Genomic DNA, 18,800 nt, shown 5'->3' with positions numbered 1-18,800 from the left:
ATCGGCGTCGGCACCACGGCCTCTGCCGCAGGGGCGCTGGCGTTCGGTAACAACTCGACGGCGTCGGGCGTCAATTCGGTGGTATTCGGCACCAGCGCCGTCGCGGACAACCTCAACGCCATCGCCATCGGCACTATGGCCGATTCTTCCGGTAACGCGTCTACCGCGGTAGGCCCCGTGGCCCAAGCTGCGGGACTGGCCTCCACCGCGCTCGGTGCGGGGGCGGTAGCCGCAGGGGCCAGCACGGTCTCGATCGGTGAGGGTGCTGGCAGCGCATCAACCATTGGCAATGCCGGGTCCGTCGCACTCGGGGTGGCCGCCGGCGCAATTGTGAGCGGAGCGCAGAACACCGCCATTGGCGGCGGCATTACCTCCGTTATGCGAGGCGCCGGATCTGGTGTCTCGGGAACGCGCAACCTCGCGATGGGATCCGGCGACGGCACCGTCACGTATGACGGTACGCTCCAGGCTTCCGCAGGCAGCTTGGTGTCCGGCGACGACAATATCGCCATCGGCACCAATGCCGGTATCGGCGTCACTGCGAACGCGACGACGTCGATCGGCTATAACGCGAACGCAACGGCCGACAGCGCCCTGGCGCTGGGTACCAGCTCGACGGCGTCGGGCGTCGATTCGCTGGCCTTCGGCACCAGCGCCGTCGCGGATGAGCTCAACGCCATCGCCATCGGCAAAGATTCCAATTCTTCGGGTAACTCGTCCATCGCGATGGGCGCCGCGGCTTCCGCCACCGATACGATGGGTACGGCGCTCGGATACAGCTCCAGCGCGACAGCTCAGGGCGCCACGGCTCTAGGCGCCGCCACCCGTGCGGAAGGCATCAACTCGCTTGCGGCGGGTCCTGCGTCCGCCGCGCTGGGGCTATCGTCTACGGCGGTGGGTTACCTGTCGAATGCATCGGGGGAAAATGCAACGGCTGTCGGCACGAATACGCAGGCCACAGCCGATAGCGCCACAGCCGTGGGTCGCCTCGCGGAGGCGACGAACGCCGCTGCCTCGGCATTGGGCAACAATGCCCGAGCCCAGGGGAACAGCTCGCTGGCGCTAGGCGCGCAGGCGCTGGCGATCGGCAATAGCACGGTCGCCGTTGGCCAAGGTGCCGGCGCGGGCTCGACCGTGGCCAATACCAGCTCTGTTGCAATGGGTGTCGCAGCCGGCACGCTGGTGAGCGGCGCGCAGAATACGGCCATTGGCGGGGGCGGGCCCAGCGCCATGCGAGGCGCAGGTTCGGGCGTCACTGGTGCCCGCAACGTTGCAATGGGCACTGGCGACGGCACCGTCGACTACGACGCTACGCTGGACGCTTCCGCGGGTAACCTGGTGTCCGGCAACGACAACGTCGCGATCGGCACGAACGCCGGTATCGGCGTCAGCGCCAACGCGACGACGTCGATCGGCCTCAACGCGAAAGCGAACGGCCTCAACGCCATCGCAATGGGTACGGGTGCGCAGGCCACCGGCGCCAACAGCATCAGCATCGGTACGGGCAACGTCGTCAGCGGCGCGAATTCCGGTGCTTTCGGTGACCCGAGCACCATTACCGGTACGGGCTCCTACTCGCTAGGTAACAACAACACCATCAATGCCAACAATGCGTTTGTGGTTGGCAATGGGGTGACGATCCCGACGGGCCGCGATGGTTCGGTGGTGTTGGGCAATGCGTCGACGGTTGCGGCCCCGGCGCCGACCGCCAGCACGATCATCCGCGGCACGACGTACAACTTCGCCGGTACGAATCCGCAGAGCGTCGTCTCCGTGGGTGCCGCCGGTGCGGAACGCCAGATCCAGAACGTCGCGGCTGGCCGCATCGCGCAGACCTCGACCGATGCGATCAACGGTTCGCAGCTCTACGCCGTACAGCAGTCGCTGCAATCGGCGGTGACCGGCTCGGCAGTGCATTACTACAGCGTCAATGACAACGGCACGGTCAGCGCCAACTACAACAATGATGGCGCCACTGGACTGTACTCGGTCGCAGCAGGGGTCGGAGCCTCAGCCAGCGGGATTCAGGGCACTAGCGTGGGCTACCAAAGTAGTGTGCAGGCTGCTCGCGGAGTCGCAGTCGGCTCGGGTGCGACCGTTGTGGGCAGTGACGCGGTAGCCATCGGCAACGGTTCTGGCATCGGATCGACCGCTGCTTCGGCGAACTCCGTTGCTCTCGGCGTAGGAGCCGGCCAGTTCGTCACCGGCGCACAGAACATCGCTGTCGGGGGCGGCATCGCCCAGGTGATGAAGGGCGCTGGCACCCGGGTGTCTGGAACAAGAAACATTGCCATGGGTTCGGGCGATGGCACCGTGCTGGACAGCGTGAACGTCCAGGCGGCTGCCGGCGTTGAGGTAACCGGCAATGACAACATCGCGCTTGGCACGAACGCCGGTATCGGCGTCACCGCCAATGCGACGACGTCGATCGGCTACAACGCGAAAGCATCGAATCTCAATGCGATCGCGATGGGCACGTCGGCCGCCGCATCGGGCGAAGGCTCGACCGCAATCGGCAACCTGGCGAATTCCTCGGGGTACTACGGCACGGCGGTCGGTGTGTCGAGCCGCGCGGCTGGCCAGAATTCCGCGGCGCTGGGCTACGATGCCAACGCCGCAGGCGGCTGGTCCGTTGCTGCTGGCTCGGGCGCGGATGCCGTCGGCGGCTTCTCTGTCGCGGTTGGTCAGGGCGCCAACGCGACGGCCGCGCAGGGTATTGCGATCGGTAATGGCTCGGCGGCGACCGGATCGAACGGCAGCATTGCTGTCGGCGGATCGTCACGAGCCACGGCGTTGAATGCCTCGGCGTTGGGCACGAGCGCGTCGGCCGGCGGCATTGCATCGGTTGCCATTGGCCCCGGTGCGACCACAGTTTCCACCACCGGAACGACGAACGCCGCGCAGGTGGCGATCGGTGAAAACGCAGCGGCCTACGGCCAGACCTCGCTCGCGTTGGGCAGCGGTGCCGTCACCGGTACGGCGGCCAACCCGGTCAATACCGGCGACAACATTGCCATCGGCCGTGGTTCCAGGGCAGATACGACCGGCAGCAACAACAGCGTGGCGGTCGGTACCACGTCGAATGCGCAGATCGCCTCGGTCGCGGTCGGCCGCGATGCGGCTGCGCTGTATCGTGGCGTTGCCGTGGGCCGTGCGTCGAATGCCGCTGGCCAGTACGCGGTGGCGTTGGGCGATGGAGCGAATGCCGCTCAAACCGGTGCTGTTGCGCTGGGCTACAACTCCGTGACGGCTGCCCCCGTTGGCACGCCGACCGGCATCGTCGCCGGTACCACGTACAACTTTGCTGGCGGCTCGCCGACCAGCACGGTCAGCGTCGGTGCGCCTGGTGCGGAGCGGACCATCACGAACGTCGCGGCGGGGCGGATTACCCAGTCGTCGACCGACGCGATCAACGGTTCGCAGCTGTACGCCAGCAATCAAGCCATTCAGTCCGCGATCGCAGGCGCGTCAGCGCACTACTACAGCGTCAACGATGGTGGCACTGTCGGCGGCAACTACAACAACAACGGCGCCACTGGCGCGAACTCCCTCGCTGCTGGTGTAGGTGCTACGGCCAGCGCGTCGGATGGCACGGCGGTTGGGCACAACGCCACCTCGGCGGCAGTCAACTCGATCGCCATTGGTCTGAACTCCAACGTGACTGGCGAGGCCTCGATGGCCATCGGCTACAACTCGAGGGCGACCAATATCAACTCGGTCTCCATCGGCAATAACGCCAATTCGTCGGGTAATGCCGCTGTTGCCATTGGTCTGAGCGCAACCGCAACCGGCTCGCTGGGTTCGACGGCGGTCGGCCGCTCGGCGATCGCCAGCGCCGATCAAGCGACCGCCATTGGCTTTATGGCGAATGCCTCGAACACTGGCGCTGCAGCATTCGGCTCCGGTGCACGGGCGGGCAACGTCCAAACTGTGGCTGTTGGCCAGAACGCGAGCGCCATGGGTCCGGAGTCGTCTGCCTTTGGCTACAACGCCTCCGCCGCGGGGTCCAACTCGGTCGCGCTCGGCTCCGGCAGCAGTGCCGCCGACAACACGACCATGGCCATTGGCCAGAATGCCAATGCGTCGAACTACGCGACGATTGCGATGGGTCTGAACTCGGTGTCCGACGGCAACAGCACGCTGGCGATGGGTGCCGGCGCGCAGTCGCACGGGTATCAGAGCATCGCGATGGGCGGCGACAGCCAGGCGGACAACGGCGGCACGGCGTTGGGTGGTGTCAGTGCTGCGACGGGCTTGAACTCCGTCGCGCTGGGCCGCTCGACTAGCGCCACGGGTGCCGGCGCAATCGCCGCTGGCGTGCTGTCGAATGCCTCGGCTGACGGCGCCGTTGCTGTGGGCAGCAATTCCGCAGCAAGCGGGCTCAATGCCATCGCAGTCGGCAGCGGTGCGGTAGCCGACGCCGAAGACTCCGTTGCCATGGGCACGAACGCGGTGGCCACTGGCGGCAAGGCGGTCTCGATCGGCTCCAACAACGTCGCCTTTGGCGATGGCGCGGTGGCGATCGGCGATCCGAGCTATGCCAGCGGTACCGGCGCGTTCGTTGGCGGCGCCAACAACATCGCGAACGCGGACGGCACGACGACGGCAACCGCGGCCAATGCGGCCAACGGTGCGGTGGCCATCGGTAATGCCAATACGGCGATTGGCCAAGGCTCCGTCGCGCTGGGCAATGCCTCGCGTGCGGGTGCGGCCGGTGCGCTCGCCTTCGGTGACACGGCGACGGCGACCAATGCCGGCGACGTGGCGCTGGGTTCCGGTTCGGTGACGGCTGCCGCGGTTGGCACGCCGGGCGAGACGATCGGCGGAACGGCCTACACCTTCGCGGGTGGCACGCCGTCCTCGACCGTCAGCGTGGGTGCCGCCGGTGCGGAACGCACGATCACCAACGTCGCGGCAGGCCGCCTGAACTCGGGTTCCACCGACGCGGTGAACGGCTCGCAGCTGTTCGCGACCAACTCGAAGGTGAACCAGAACACCGCCGATATCACCAATCTGAACAACACGATCGGCGATATCAACAACGGTGCTGGCATCAAGTACTTCCACGCCAATTCGACGCTGCCGGACAGCCAGGCCATCGGCACCGATTCGGTGGCGATTGGTCCTAACGCGGTGGCGAACAATGCGGGCGCCATCGCGCTGGGCGCGGGCTCGGTGACGGCCGCGGCTGTGGGCACCGCCGGCGAAACGATCGGCGGAACGGCCTACACCTTCGCGGGTGCGACGCCGTCCTCGACTGTCAGCGTGGGTGCGGTGGGTGCGGAACGCACGATCACCAATGTCGCCGCGGGCCGCCTCAGCGGTACGTCGACCGACGCGGTGAACGGCTCGCAACTGTTCGCGACCAACTCGAAGGTCAACCAGAACACCACCGATATCACCAATCTGAACAACACGATCGGTGACATCAACAACGGTGGCGGCATCAAGTACTTCCACGCCAACTCGACGCTGCCGGATAGCCAGGCGATCGGTACGGACTCGGTGGCAATCGGTCCGAACGCGGTGGCCAACAACGCTGGCGACATCGCGCTGGGCGCCGGTTCGGTGACGGCAGCGGCGATGCAAACGGGCGGTGCGACGATCGGTGGCAATGCCTACACCTTCGCGGGTGCGACGCCGACCTCGACGGTCAGCGTGGGCGCGCCGGGCGCGGAGCGGACCATCACCAACGTCGCGGCGGGTCGTCTGGCTTCCGACTCGACCGACGCGGTGAACGGCTCGCAGCTGTACGCGACCAACCAGCAGGTGGATCTGAACACCACCGACATCGCCACCAACACGACCAATATCGCCAACCTGAACAACATCATCGGCGATATCAACAACGGCGCGGGCATCAAGTATTTCCATGCCAACTCGACGTTGCCGGACAGCCAGGCGCTCGGCACCGACTCGGTCGCGATCGGTCCGAACGCGGTGGCCAACAACGCAGGCGACATCGCGCTGGGCGCTGGCTCGACCACGGCTGCGGCGGTGGGCACGGGCGGTGCGACGATCGGTGGCAATGCCTACACCTTCGCCGGTGCGACGCCGTCCTCGACGGTCAGCGTTGGCGCGGTGGGCGCGGAGCGGACCATCACCAACGTCGCCGCCGGCCGCCTGAGCAACACGTCGACCGACGCGGTGAATGGCTCGCAGCTGTACGCGACCAACCAGCAGGTGGACTTGAACACCGCCGATATCACCAATCTGAACAACACGATCGACAACATCAACAACGGTGGTGGCATCAAGTATTTCCACGCCAACTCGACGCTGCCGGACAGCCAGGCGATCGGTACGGACTCGGTCGCGATCGGTCCGAACGCCGTCGCCAACAACGCCGGCGATATCGCGTTGGGCGCGGGTTCGGTCACCGCGGCCGCGGTCGGTACGGGCGGCGCGACCATCGGTGGCAACGCCTACACCTTCGCCGGTGCCACGCCGACCTCGACGGTCAGCGTGGGTGCGGTGGGCGCGGAGCGGACCATCACCAACGTCGCCGCGGGCCGTCTGAGCGGCACCTCGACCGACGCGGTGAACGGTTCGCAGCTGTACGCGACCAACACGCAGGTGGACCTGAATACCACCAACATCGCCACCAACACGACCAATATCGCCAACCTGAACAACATCATCGGCGATATCAACAACGGCGCAGGCATCAAGTACTTCCACGCCAATTCGACGCTGGCCGACAGCCAGGCGCTCGGTACCGACAGCATCGCCGTCGGTCCGCAGGCGGTCGCCAACAACACGAACAGCATCGCGATGGGTAACGGCGCGGTCTCGAGTGTCGATGGCGGCGTGGCGCTGGGTTCGGGTTCGGTGTCCGATCGCGCGCTGGCCCCGGTCAGCGGCACCATCACGGCCGGTACCGCGATCGTTCCGTACAACACCACCGATGTGACCCTGGCCGGTGCGGTGTCGGTCGGCAATGCCGCGACCAACACGCTGCGCCAGATCACCAACGTGGCTGACGGTACCAGCGCGCATGACGCCGTGACGATCCGCCAGCTGCAAGGCGCGATCGGCTCGGTGACGGCCACCGGTACCAAGTACTTCCACGCGAACTCGACGCTGGCCGATTCGCTGGCCGTGGGTGTCGATTCGATTGCGGTGGGTCCGGAGACGATCGTCAACGGCGACAACGGCATCGGCATGGGCAAGAACGCCCGCGTCGAACAGACCGCGCCTGGCGGTACGGCGATCGGCCAGAACTCGCTGGTGTCGCAAGCCGACGGCGTCGCGCTGGGTACCAACGCGCAGTCGCAGGGCATTCAGTCCCTGGCGCTGGGTGCAGGTTCGCAGGCGGTGTTCGCCAACAGCGTGGCACTGGGCGCAGGCTCGGTGACGACGGTGGGCGCGCGTACCGGCTACATCGGCTACGGCGTCGGCAGCCAGAACTCGGTCGGTGAAGTGTCGGTCGGCAATGCAGGCGCCGAACGGCAGATCACCAACGTGGCTGCCGGCTCGGCCCCGACCGATGCGGTCAACGTCAGCCAGCTGAACCAGGTCGCACAGAACACCGCCAGCTCGCTGGGTGGCGGCGCCTCGTACGACTCGACCACGGGTTCCTATACCGCACCGAGCTACTCGGTCGGCGGCGGCACCTACAACAACGTGGGCGACGCGCTGGGCGCGCAGGACACCATCGTCAAGAACCAGGGCAGCAGCCTGGCCAACCATCTTGGCGGCGGTACGACCTATGACCCGTCCACCGGCAACATCGGCGGCGGCTTCACGGTCAACGGCAAGACCTACGCGAACGTGGCGGATGCGATCGGCGAGGCGGCAGGTCAGGCGTCGAACTCGATCCAGTACGACAACTCGGATCGCTCGCAGATCACGCTCGGCGGCACCAACGGGACGAAGATCACCAACGTCGCCGCGGGCAATATCAGCGAGAACTCGACCGACGCGGTCAACGGCTCGCAGCTGCACCAGACCAACACCACGGTGAACAACCTGGTCGAGGGCAAGGTCGGTATCGTCAAGCAGGAGACCAGCAACGGTCCGATCTCGGTCGGTGGCGACACCGGCGGCACCACGGTCAGCGTGGCGGGCAAGGATGGCGATCGTCGTGTCACCGGCGTGGCCGAAGGCACGGCGCCGACCGATGCGGTCAACGTCAACCAGCTGAACCGCATCAGCCAGGGCATCGACCAGAAGTTCGCGGGCATGGACAGCCGTATCCGCGCGGTCGAGAACCGGTCGAACGCGGGTATCGCGTCGGCGATGGCGATGGCCGGTCTGCCGCAGGCCTACCTGCCGAACAAGAGCATGCTGGCCATCGGTGCCGCCACGTTCAATGGCGAAACCGGTTATGCGCTGGGCCTGTCGCGCGTGTCGGACAACGGCTCGTGGGTGTACAAGGCGTCCGGTGCCGCTTCGTCGCGTGGCGACTACGGTGGCGCGGTGGGCGTCGGCTATCAGTGGTAAGCCGCACGGAATTGTCCGTGTAGCACGGGCGTGCGCCAGTCCCCCAGCTGGCGCACGTCCGACCACTACCCGATCATCAACGTCCCGTCGGCGCGATGACGCGATGCCGGGACAAGGAGTTCGAAACCATGTTTGATTCGATGAAACGCCATGCCGCACCCTGCGCCGCCGTGCTGGCGGCCGTGCTGCTGGCCGGCTGCGGCAACCTCAGCAAGATCGACGATCGCGGCCACACCGCGGCGCCGGTCTGGCCGAAGATGGACGTAGAGAACATGACGCTGCTCGAGGGCATCCATCCGGATCCCAACAAGCTGGCGCTGGTCAAGGCCGGCATGACGAAGGACCAGTTGTATCACCTGCTGGGCCGCCCGCATTTCCTCGAGGGCTTCTTCTTCGTGCGCGAATGGGACTACCTGTTCCATCTGCAGACGCCGTCCGGCGACAAGGCCTGCCAGTACAAGATCCTGTTCGACCGCGACACGCGTGCGCAGGAATTCCTGTGGCGCGAGAAGGAGTGCGAGGAAGCGGCGAAGGCGTTGACCGAGAAGGCCAAGGCCTGACGCGCGGCGTTGGAAGCCGCTGGGCCGCCGCATTCGCGGTAGTCCAGCGACTTGAGGTAGCATTGCCGGGCCCGCTTTTTTGAGCGGGCCACGGAAAATCTTGATCGGGCCGGTAACGGCCCTTGTTTTTTTGGAGTTGCCATGTATCGCGCCGCATCGGTTGCCGCTTCCGTTCTTGCCGTCATCGCCCTCGGCGCCTGCCAGCAGATGCCTGCCCAACAGGGTTCGCAGCCCGCAGCGATGGCGCCTGCCGCCGCGGCGCCCGCACCGGCGCCCTCGCAAGCACCGCGTGCCGCCGCAGCCCAACAGGCCCCTCAACAGGCCCCTCAACAGCCGTCCGTCGAATTCCGCCTGGCGCAGCCCGAGCGCGCGCCAAATCTGAACGAACTGCGCATGGCCAATGCGACGTTGTGGGTCGCACCGCAGCCCGTGCTGGTGCGCAGCGACCTGAGCGCGGTGATGGCCGTCAAGGCCAAGGATGGCAAGTCGTATGTCCGCTTCAACTTCACGCAGCCCGGCGCGCAGAAGCTCGCTTCGCTGACGCAGCGGTTCTCCGGCAAGAACTTCGTGCTGACGGTCGGCGGCAATCTGGTGGCAACGCCGCGCATCGGCCGCCCAGTGAACAACGGGGTGTTGTTCGTGCCGATGGCCAGCGAGCAGCAGGCGTTGAACGTGGCGGCCGTGATCGGTGGCGCAGGCGCGCCCGCAGCGCGGTAAGGCGATCGCCGCCTATTCGCCGATATACCCAGGCAGGCCCCGCGCCTTCGGGCTCCTGGCCGCTTTCACTGCCAGCGCCAGCGCATAGGCGAAGCACTCCGGGTTGTCCATCGGTCCACGAATCTCGCGACGGAAGAAGTCCGCCCATTTGAAGTCCGGAAACGCTTGCTTGACCCTGCGGTAGCCGCCCGCGATGCGGACGAAGGCTTCGAGGCTGCGATACGGGTCATCGCGCATGCCCGCCACCGAGCGCGGCAGCGCCGACAGCGGCTGGCGCTGGCCGTGCTCGTCGTAGGGGTGGACCTGATGGCGGCGCAGCATGTACTCCCAGAACTCGTCCTCCGAGCGGTCGCTCAGGTCCTTGCGGACGAACACCGGGATGATGTCGAAGCCCAGCTCGTGCCAGGCGCGCACCCAGTGGTGGTGGTCCACCACGTACAGCACGTGCTTCGGTGCCACCACCACGTGGATGCGGTGCTTGTCGAAGAAGGCCTCAAGCCGGTCCTCGGGCTGACGGCGCGTCGTCTGCATCTTGCGCTTGACATGCAGCATGCCGACCGTGATCTGGGTCGGCCGCAGCTCCGCGATCGGCGCGCGGAGCTTGCTGCCTTTGGCCAGGGTCGTGGTGCTCACGTGCGCCGTTCCAGCGCCGACTCAGCGGTTGGTTCCCTTGCCGGTCGATCCCAGCCCGTCGCCGATATCGGGCGTGCTGCCCGAGGCGGAGGAGACCGACGAACCCGAGGTACCGGTCGTGCCGGAAGTCCCGGCGGTTCCCATCGAACCTGTGCTGCCGGTGCTTCCGGTGCTTCCGGTGCCGCCCGTGGTGCCCGACGTGCCCATCGTTCCCGACGACAGCGGCGAGCCGCTGGACGTCGCCGACGTGGCACCCGATGAGCCGGACGACCCCGACATCCCGCCACTGCTGCGCAGGTCGCCACCCGCTTCCGAACCCGCACCTGCGCTGCCCATGTCGCGCGTCACGCGAATCTGGTTGTGGACCTCCTGGACGCCGAAGATCTCGTCCGCGATATCCTCGATGACGAACTTCTCGTGCCGCTCGCGTACGGTGCCGGTCAGCGTCACGGTGCCGCCGCTGACTTCGACCGAGACCTGGCTGACGTCGACCATCGGCACATCGGACAGCCGCTCGCACAGGTCCTCGCGAATGCGCTCGTCCGAGCGCTGATAGCCCTTCGGGCCGACGCGGCGACGGCGTTGCTGTTGTCCCTGTTGTCCGTATTGCTGGCCCGACTGCTGCCCGTACTGCGAGCCGTACTGCGAGCCGTACTGGGATCCGGATTGCTGCCCATACTGCGACCCATAGCCCGATTGCGACTGATATTGCGAGCCGCCGCGCTGGCCGCCGGACTCGTAGCTCTCGAGCCCGTAGCCGCGACCGCCCTGGCGAGAGCCGCCGCCATAGCCCGACGAACCGCTCTGGCGGTAGCCCGGATCGCCGGGATAGGCGCGTTGTCCGCCGCTGTACGACTGTCCACCGCTGGAGCTGCTGCCGTAATAACCGCCGCCATAGCCGGCTTCGCTGCCGCGACGCAGCCGTTCGCGCGCCTCGAGGTCGCGCCATGTATCGCCGCCGCTGCCGCCTCGTCCTTGCTCGCGACCATAGCCGCCGTATTGCTGGCCGCCATAGCCCTGTATCGAGCTTTCACCCGAGCTCTGGCCCATGCGTCCGTCATCGCGGCCGGTATCGCGCACGCCGTACATGCCATAGCGCTCCACGCCGCCGCCGCTGGGGTCGTAGCCCGCATAGCCGCTGCTGTACGGATTGCGCGCGCCGCCCATGTCGTGCGGGTCGTAGCGCCCCTGTCCGCTGCCGCGATAGCGCGGCGAGGATTGCTGCTCGAACGACGACCCGCCGCCGCTGCGCTGTTGGTCGCGGGTGGTGCCAGCGGATCCGGCGCCGGTGCCGCGCCGTCCGGCGCCCCATTCATCGCGCCAGCGTTCGCGTTCGTCCTCATAGCGTTGACCTTGGCCCTGACCTTGGCCCTGACCTTGACCCTGCCCCTGGCCGTAACGCTGCTGCCCCGGGCGCTGGCCGCCGTATTGCCCGCGGCCCGCTTGCCCGCGGCCGTATTGCTCGCGGCCGCCGTATTGTTCGCGTGATTCGCCTTCGTCGCCGTACTCGCCAAACCGCATTTCTTCGCCCATGTCGTCACCGTCCTTGTCACGCCACCATTCGCTGCCGCTCCCCTGATCCCGCCCCGGACCGCTGCCGTAGCCACCGTAGCCGCCGGGGTAGCGCTGATTGCTACCGTTGCTCATCTGTCCCTCCTTGCGTACCGAGTGGCGGCACGCGCCGCGCACTACGCCGGGCCGCTGCCCGACCGGGGAATGAGCCGCAAGAACCGTACCGTTGTGCGCGCGGGGCGGCATGCAAAAGCGCGGCACGTGCACGGCGCGGCGGTCGAATCCGCGGTGAAGGGGCGTCATGCAAACTTTGCCGCCGGGACTTGTAAAAAGTACGGCGCATGGCGGGCCCGGCACCGAAGCCCAGTCTCTTTCGACATTTGCGTGAGCGAGGGCCGCCGTGTTCGCCTGGCGGGTATGGAATTTGCCCTATATCGGTATTGCCGATCCTCCGGCCAGGGCGCGCTTTGCTTGCCGCAGCCCCCATGCCGACGGCGCTTCAGGAATCGTCATGCCAGACGCAGCCAGTACCGACCGCGATCGCCTCGCCAGCGTCGCCCGCGAAGTGATGAACGGCAAGTCCGCCAACGGCAATGCCAATGGCGCTGCCAACGAGTCGCCGGACGATGACCGGCACGGCTGGCGACGACGCGTGATGCACAGCTTCGAATGGTTCGCCGGCCACGCGACGCGCGGTGCCGGCTCACCGATCGCGTTTGCGATGGCAGTTGGCGTGGTGATCCTCTGGGCGGTGACGGGGCCGATGTTCAATTACTCGGAGACCTGGCAGCTGGTCATCAATACGGCCACGACGATCATCACCTTCGTGATGGTGTTCCTGATTCAGCAGGCGCAGAACAAGGACTCGCTGGCGGTTCATTTGAAGCTCAATGAATTGCTGGCCTCGCATCGCCATGCCAGCAGCCGGTTGGTGTCGATCGAGGATCTCGACGAAGAGGATCTGAAGAAGCTGGCGGCGTTCTACCGGCAATTGTCCGAGCTGGCCGAGCGCGAAAGCGATATCGCGGAAACGCACGGGCTCGACGATGCGCTGCAGACGCATGTCGCCAAGCAGGAGGCCCGGCACGATCTGGAAGAAGAGGTCGCTGTGGAGATCGGATCGAAGAAGGCGCCTCGCGACGATGGCGTCTGACTGACCGGTGCAGATCGCCATGAAGATCGCCATGAAGATCGCCATGGAGTTCGCCGTGTAGATCGGTATGCGTGTTGCAAGATCGACATGCGCGACACGTCGCCATTCGGCGGGGATGCGCCCTCAGCGCGCCCCCATGCCCGGGCGCATTCCTTGCACAGCGCGAAGAATGTCGTTGCCGAACCCAGGAGCCAATCATGTCGACCATCGTGGCAGGGCGTTTCGATTCCTTCGCTGACGCCGAGCGCGCGGCGCGAGGGTTGTATGGACACGGATTCTCGGTATGGGATGTGTCGATCTTCACGGTCGGCACGCCCCAGCCTGCACAGGAACTGGCGCGCCCGCCCGGCGTGCTGCTGGCGGCGCGCGTCGAGCCCGAACGGCTGCAGACCGCTGCCGAACTGATCCGCCTCGAGGGCGGGCGCGAACTCGAACAGGCCGAGGGCCAATGGGAGAACGGCCGCTGGTCCGACTTCGATCCGATGAGCACGCCGCAGCCGCTGCAGGAGACCGCGCCGCACGAACGCGCCGGCCAGCTGGGCGAAGGCGCGCTGAGCGCGACCGGCAACGAGGACCCGGGTAGCGAGATCGACCAGTCGGTCAGGCAGGACGAGGACCGTCATGCCGGGCAGGGCGCAGAGGCCGGCGAGGCCGGTGCGGCCGATGTGGCCGGCGGCAATGGCGAGCGGGATCTCGGCGTGCTGCTGACGCCGGGCCAGCACACCACCACGCACGAGGGCGTCAGCAAGGGCGACGAGGCCCGCATGCAGGGCCAGCGGGCGGGAGAGCCGCGGCAGCAGGGCGCCACGGGACAGGCCCCGTCGGCCGGTCAGGAGTCGAGTCAAGGGGCGAGCCAAGGGGCGAGCCAAGGCGCGGGCCAGGGCCAGACCCGAGGTCAACGCGAAGGCCAGGGCCAGCACCCCGCCGAAGAACAACCGCGCGAAGCCTGGGAATCGGCGCAGTCGCATCGCCAGCCCGGCGAAAAGAGCGACGAGCCGGAACTGGTGCGCGGGGCCACCACCACGCCCGAGCCCAGCGGGCCGAACGACACCTTCCGCCAGATCCGCCGCGGCCAGTTCCCACCGGGCGTCGGCGAAGGCGACCTGCGGGATCCGGGCAGCACCACGCCGGACGCGCCCAAGGTCGATAACCGGTCGTGACGGCCTGAGCTTCGGGCCAAGCGCTGCCGCCAACCAGCGAGACGATGCCGCCGACCAACGGACATCCCACCCCCGCCTCCAAACGCCGGATCGCGGCCGAACTATGGGCCACGATCTGGCGTTTTCGTGCCCGCGTCGGCGTGGCGGTCGTGCTGCTGATCCTGGCCAAGGCCGCCGCCGTGGCGGTGCCGCTGGTGCTCAAGCTGGTGGTCGACGATGTGGCCCCGGTCGCCACCGGCGCTGCCGCGATGGCCGGCGCGGCGATCACGATGCCGGTGTTTCTGGTGCTTGCCTACGCGGCGCTGCGCCTGCTCGGCAACGCCTTCAACGAGCTGCGCGACGTCGTGTTCGCCCCGGTCACGCAGCGCACCGTGGCTACCTTCATGGAGCGGACCTTCGCGCATCTGCATGCGCTGGGCGCGCGCTTTCATGCCCGCCGCGAAACCGGCAGCGTGATTCGCGATCTGGAGAAGGGCACCGCCGCGATCGGCTTCCTGCTGGGGGTCGCGGTCTTCACCATCGTGCCGACGCTGATGGAGATCGGTTCGGTGCTGATCATCATGATCGCGGCTTATGGCGGGGCCTTCGCGGCGATCATCGTGGTGACGTTCGCCCTGTATGCCGGCTACACCTTCGTGATGACGCGGCGGCGGACCAAAGTGCAGCGCAAGGTCAATGCGGTCGAGGCGCAGACCAACAGCAAGGTGGTCGACAGCCTGCTGAACTACGACACCGTCAAGTTCTTCGCCCGAGAAAAGTTTGAGACGAAGCGACTGTCCGGCCTGCTCGAAGGCTGGGTCGATGCGAGCGTTGAGAACCAGTACGCGCTGTCCGCACTGCATGTGGGCCAGAGCTGCTGTATTGCGCTCGGCGTGGCGGCGGTGATGCTGCTGGCGACCGAGCGGGTCGTCACCGGCGTGCTGACGGTGGGCGACCTGGTGCTGATCAACGCGTACATCATCCAGGTGGTGCTGCCGCTCAATACGCTGGGGTTCATCTTCCGCGAGTCCAACGATGCGATGACGCAGGTCGAGCGGCTGTTCGCGCTGCTCGACGCGCAGGGCCCGCCGGGCGAGGACCACGATGCGCCGGGCGCGCGGCCCTTGCACGTGTCCCGCGGCGAAATCGTGTTCGAGCACGTCAACTTCAGCTATGACCCGAGCCGGCAGACGTTGTGGGACGTCAGTTTCCGCATCGGCGCCGGGCAGACGGTGGCGGTGGTCGGCGGCAGCGGCTCGGGCAAATCGACGCTGGCGCGGTTGCTGTTCCGCTTGTATCTGCCCGACAGCGGCAAGATCAGCATCGACGGGCAAGACCTGCGGCTGGTCACGCAGCAGAGCCTGCGCGAGGTGATCGGCATCGTGCCGCAGGACACTATCCTGTTCAACGACACCATCGCCTACAACATCGCCTACGGCCGCGAGGGTGCGACCCGCGCCGATATCGTCGAGGCCGCGCGTGCGGCGCAGCTCGATGCCTTTATCGACCGTCTGCCCGACACCTACGAGACCCGCGTTGGCGAACGCGGCGTGCGGCTGTCCGGGGGCGAGCGCCAGCGCGTGGCGATTGCCCGCGCGCTGTTGAAGAAGCCGCCGATCGTGGTGTTCGACGAGGCGACCTCCGCCCTCGATACGCGTTCGGAGCGCGCGATCCAGCGCGAGCTGGCCGAAGTGGCGAAGGGCCGCACCGCGCTGATCATCGCGCACCGGCTGTCCACCATCGCCGACGCCGACCATATTCTGGTGATGGAGCACGGCCGCGTGGTGGAGGAGGGCACTCACGACGCACTGCTGGCGCGGCGCGGGGTCTACGCGCAGATGTGGCGCCTGCAACAGCAGCAGCGCGAGCTGGAACGCACCGAGCAGAAGCTGGCGCTGCAGCCGATCCGGCTCGAGGCCATCGTCGCCGCGGTGGTCGACGGCTTGCGCGAGCTGATCGCCGAGCGGCAGGTCAATCTGTTCACCGTGCTGGGCGAGGCAGAACTACGTGTCACAGGCGACCCGGGCGTGGTGCAGAAGGCGGTGTGGGAGCTGTGCCACGCACTGATCGACGACATGGAGCCGGGCGGGCGCGTCGAATTGCGGCTCGAACGGCAGGGCGGCGAGGCCTCGCTCTACGTCGCCGCGCCGGACCGGCAGGCGCCGCTGCCCGATATGCGTGAGCTGGAGAACCTGCTGGAGGACCATGCCGTTCGCCTGACGGTCGATCCGCATGGACACGGCTATCGCATCACGATGCCGCTGCGGCCGATCCGCGAAACGCCGGCCCCGCCGCCGGTCGCGCCGCCCGATATCACGGCCACACTGCCTGCACCCGACGCGCTGAAGGGGCTGCGTATTCTGGTGCTCGACGACGACGAGCCCACGCGCGAGGTGCTGACCAGCACGCTGGAGGACTACGGCGCCGACGCGCAGGCTTTCGGTCGCGGCGACGATCTGCTCGACTTGCTCGGCAAGGCCGATCCGCTTCACTGGCCGCAGGTGCTGCTGTGCGATATCGCGCTCGACGAGGAGGACGGCTACACGGTGCTGCGGCGCGTCCGCCGGCTCGAGACCGAACGCAATGTGCCGCTCGCCTGCCGCCTCAGCGCGATCGCGCTATCCGGTCATGCCGAGGCCCAGGACCGCATGCGCGCAATGATGGCCGGCTTCCAGGTGCATCTGTCCAAGCCGGTGCAGATCGGCGAGCTCGTGGTGGCGATCCATTCGATGGTGCGCCACCGCGATGTCGATACCACGGTGCCCGGGCCGCGGGGTTAGCGTCATCACGCGGTCGTGCGGGTTTACGCGAACGCGGCTTGCCGGCCACGGTTCGTCGATTTCGTCTTGCTTTCCCTTCTGACTATCAGACTGACTCACTACCGATTGAGGAGAAACCATGCAGCCTCACGACAGGCCCGATCTGCCCAGTTCCACCCCGTCGAAGTCTTCGGCGGACGTGCCCGGCGCTACCGCGACGCCGGGCATGGCGTTGGGCAGCCGCTTCGCCGATGCCGCCAGCGCCGAGCGCGCGGTCGCGCTGGCGATACCGATGCTCGAAGCCGCGGTGCGCGACCGCGACGTCGGCGAGGGCGGCTTCCTGCATGTGGTGGTGATGGACCCGGGCAAGGGTCCGGCGGATTGCCCGTTCGAACAGGCGATCCTGTACGAATACTCGACCCCGGGGCGCGAGCGCTGGGACGCGGACTATGCCTGGTATGCGCGCGAGAAGGCCAAGGTGGCCTGGCGAACGGGCATGGCGACCGACCAGATCCAGGCCCGCGCCCCGCACCTGCTGCGCGCGGAGGAGTCGATGCTGGGCGGCGCGGTGGTGCTCGACGGCATCGTCGTCGCGGTCAGCGGGGCGAACCCCTGGTATGACGAGGCCTTCGCGCTCAGCGTGGCGGCGCTGTTGCGCGCGGTGGCACAGCAGCGGCGGCGAGCGGAAAAGTAGTTTCGTGATTCGCTGCAAGTCCCCATAACAATCGCGCTGGCATCGCGCTGGCGATCTGCTGCTCCCTCTCCCGCTTGCGGGAGAGGGTTGGGGAGAGGGCACCCTCCGTGCAACTTTTACCAGTCACGGCATAAACGCCAACACCCCCCATGTAACTCCTGGCATGGGGGAACCGTTTCCCCCGAAACGGCAAGCCACGGCGCCATCACGCGTCTGGCATGCAATTCGCTGAAGGCTCCTCCACAGAGAACCGGATTCGCCGCCGTCGCACGGTGCGGCGGGCAGCCGGAAATGGGGAGCGATGCCGTGCATTCCCTCCCTTTTCCGCCCTGCCCGCGATCGTGCCGCACCCTTGCGCCGCACCCTCACGCCGCACCTTGCGCCCGCGCCGCATCCGGTCACGCCTTCCAAGCCAACTTCAGGAGCCGAAATGACCGATGCGCCAGACGCCAGCCTGCAAGGCAAAACCTTTCTTGTGACCGGAGGAGGGCGCGGGCTGGGCGCCGCGATCTGCCAGAACCTGTCGGCGGCCGGAGCGAGCCTGGTGGTCGCCGATGTCGACGAAGGGCTGGCCCGTACCTGCGCCGAAACGCTCGATGCCAGCGGCGAGCGCGCCTATTCGCTGTCCTTCGACGTGGCCGAACCGGCCGCGGTGCGCTCGGCTTTCGAGCAGGTGCGCGAACGCAGCGGCCGCCTCGACGGCATCGTCAACAACGCCGCCATCGATATCACGCTGCCGGTCGACGAGGTCGAGACCGAACGCTGGCATCGCGTGCTGATGGTCAATCTGTATGGGCCGTACCTGATGTCGCATGCCGTGGTGCCGATGCTGAAGGCGCAGGGCGGCGGCCATATCGTCAATATCGCGTCGACCGCGTCCAAGCGCGCCTGGCCCAATGCCTCGGCGTACCACGCCACCAAATGGGGGCTGCTGGGCTTCTCGCACGCGCTGCACGCGGAACTGCGGCCGCACGGCATCAAGGTCTCGGCCATCGTGGCCGGCGGCATGCGGACCCCGTTCCTGCTCGATCGCTTCGCCGATATCGACCAGTCCACCCTGCAGGATCCGGCCAACGTCGCGCGCGCGGTGCGCTTCGTGCTGACGCAGCCCGAAGAGACCGTGATCCCCGAGGTCATGGTGCTGCCGATGAAGGAAACATCGTGGCCGTGATCGACGATCCCGGCGCC

10 protein-coding genes are annotated in these 18,800 nt (G+C 67.2%); 8 read left to right on the top strand and 2 right to left on the bottom strand.

Features of this window, described 5'->3' with window-relative positions; all coding sequences use genetic code 11:
- The 3 genes from HTY53_RS02640 to HTY53_RS02630 all read left to right on the top strand — a co-directional run bounded on the left by HTY53_RS02640 (position 1) and on the right by HTY53_RS02630 (position 9,722).
- Positions 1-8,445, top strand: coding sequence for a hypothetical protein (locus tag HTY53_RS02640; protein WP_438820920.1), 8,445 nt, complete (start codon positions 1-3; stop codon positions 8,443-8,445).
- A 128-nt stretch (positions 8,446-8,573) separates the two neighbouring features.
- A complete protein-coding gene (locus HTY53_RS02635) occupies positions 8,574-9,005 on the top strand; it encodes an outer membrane protein assembly factor BamE (protein ID WP_174104858.1) in 432 nt (143 codons plus the stop codon).
- 141 nt (positions 9,006-9,146) lie between these two features.
- Entirely contained in the window at positions 9,147-9,722 is a 576-nt protein-coding gene (locus HTY53_RS02630) for a SecDF P1 head subdomain-containing protein (protein WP_174104856.1), read from the top strand.
- A 12-nt stretch (positions 9,723-9,734) separates the two neighbouring features.
- On the opposite strand, the gene HTY53_RS02625 is transcribed toward HTY53_RS02630, so the two are convergent.
- Together HTY53_RS02625 and HTY53_RS24700 are read right to left on the bottom strand one after the other, a co-directional pair.
- Positions 9,735-10,355 carry a ParB-like protein gene (locus tag HTY53_RS02625; RefSeq protein WP_174104855.1) on the bottom strand — a complete coding sequence of 207 codons (621 nt, stop codon included), beginning with the start codon at positions 10,353-10,355 and terminating at the stop codon, positions 9,735-9,737.
- 21 nt (positions 10,356-10,376) lie between these two features.
- Positions 10,377-12,002 (bottom strand): BON domain-containing protein, encoded by a 1,626-nt coding sequence (locus HTY53_RS24700; RefSeq protein WP_254599757.1) that lies wholly within the window; start codon positions 12,000-12,002, stop codon positions 10,377-10,379.
- Positions 12,003-12,522: 520 nt separating this feature from the next.
- Here HTY53_RS24700 and HTY53_RS02615 point away from each other — a divergent pair.
- The 5 genes from HTY53_RS02615 (at position 12,523) to HTY53_RS02595 (ending at position 18,783) form a co-directional block, all read left to right on the top strand.
- Positions 12,523-13,020, top strand: coding sequence for a low affinity iron permease family protein (locus HTY53_RS02615; protein WP_238512859.1), 498 nt, complete (start codon positions 12,523-12,525; stop codon positions 13,018-13,020).
- 197 nt (positions 13,021-13,217) lie between these two features.
- Positions 13,218-14,180, top strand: a complete 963-nt coding sequence (locus HTY53_RS02610) for a hypothetical protein (protein ID WP_174104853.1) — start codon at positions 13,218-13,220, stop codon at positions 14,178-14,180.
- 44 nt (positions 14,181-14,224) lie between these two features.
- Entirely contained in the window at positions 14,225-16,939 is a 2,715-nt protein-coding gene (locus HTY53_RS02605) for an ABC transporter transmembrane domain-containing protein (RefSeq protein WP_174104852.1), read from the top strand.
- A gap of 205 nt (positions 16,940-17,144) precedes the next feature.
- Entirely contained in the window at positions 17,145-17,612 is a 468-nt protein-coding gene (locus HTY53_RS02600; protein WP_174105059.1) for a hypothetical protein, read from the top strand.
- Positions 17,613-18,042: 430 nt separating this feature from the next.
- Positions 18,043-18,783, top strand: coding sequence for an SDR family oxidoreductase (locus HTY53_RS02595; RefSeq protein WP_174104850.1), 741 nt, complete (start codon positions 18,043-18,045; stop codon positions 18,781-18,783).
- The last annotated feature ends 17 nt before the right edge of the window (positions 18,784-18,800 follow it).

This window comes from Cupriavidus gilardii (genome assembly GCF_013314895.1).
Taxonomy (GTDB): Bacteria; Pseudomonadota; Gammaproteobacteria; order Burkholderiales; family Burkholderiaceae; genus Cupriavidus; species Cupriavidus gilardii_C.
The sequence above is the reverse complement of the archived record's forward strand: the minus strand, read 5'-3'. Positions and strand labels throughout refer to the sequence as shown.

What these genes read in the sequence shown, in the direction of transcription:
- HTY53_RS02635 (WP_174104858.1), top strand. Translation starts at nt 8,574, where the DNA reads ATGTTTGATTCGATGAAACGCCATGCCGCACCCTGCGCCGCCGTGCTG.
- HTY53_RS02595 (WP_174104850.1), top strand. Translation starts at nt 18,043, where the DNA reads ATGACCGATGCGCCAGACGCCAGCCTGCAAGGCAAAACCTTTCTTGTG.
- HTY53_RS02600 (WP_174105059.1), top strand. Translation starts at nt 17,145, where the DNA reads ATGGCGTTGGGCAGCCGCTTCGCCGATGCCGCCAGCGCCGAGCGCGCG.
- HTY53_RS02615 (WP_238512859.1), top strand. Translation starts at nt 12,523, where the DNA reads ATGCACAGCTTCGAATGGTTCGCCGGCCACGCGACGCGCGGTGCCGGC.
- HTY53_RS02610 (WP_174104853.1), top strand. Translation starts at nt 13,218, where the DNA reads ATGTCGACCATCGTGGCAGGGCGTTTCGATTCCTTCGCTGACGCCGAG.
- HTY53_RS02605 (WP_174104852.1), top strand. Translation starts at nt 14,225, where the DNA reads ATGCCGCCGACCAACGGACATCCCACCCCCGCCTCCAAACGCCGGATC.
- HTY53_RS02630 (WP_174104856.1), top strand. Translation starts at nt 9,147, where the DNA reads ATGTATCGCGCCGCATCGGTTGCCGCTTCCGTTCTTGCCGTCATCGCC.
- HTY53_RS24700 (WP_254599757.1), bottom strand. Translation starts at nt 12,002, where the DNA reads ATGAGCAACGGTAGCAATCAGCGCTACCCCGGCGGCTACGGTGGCTAC.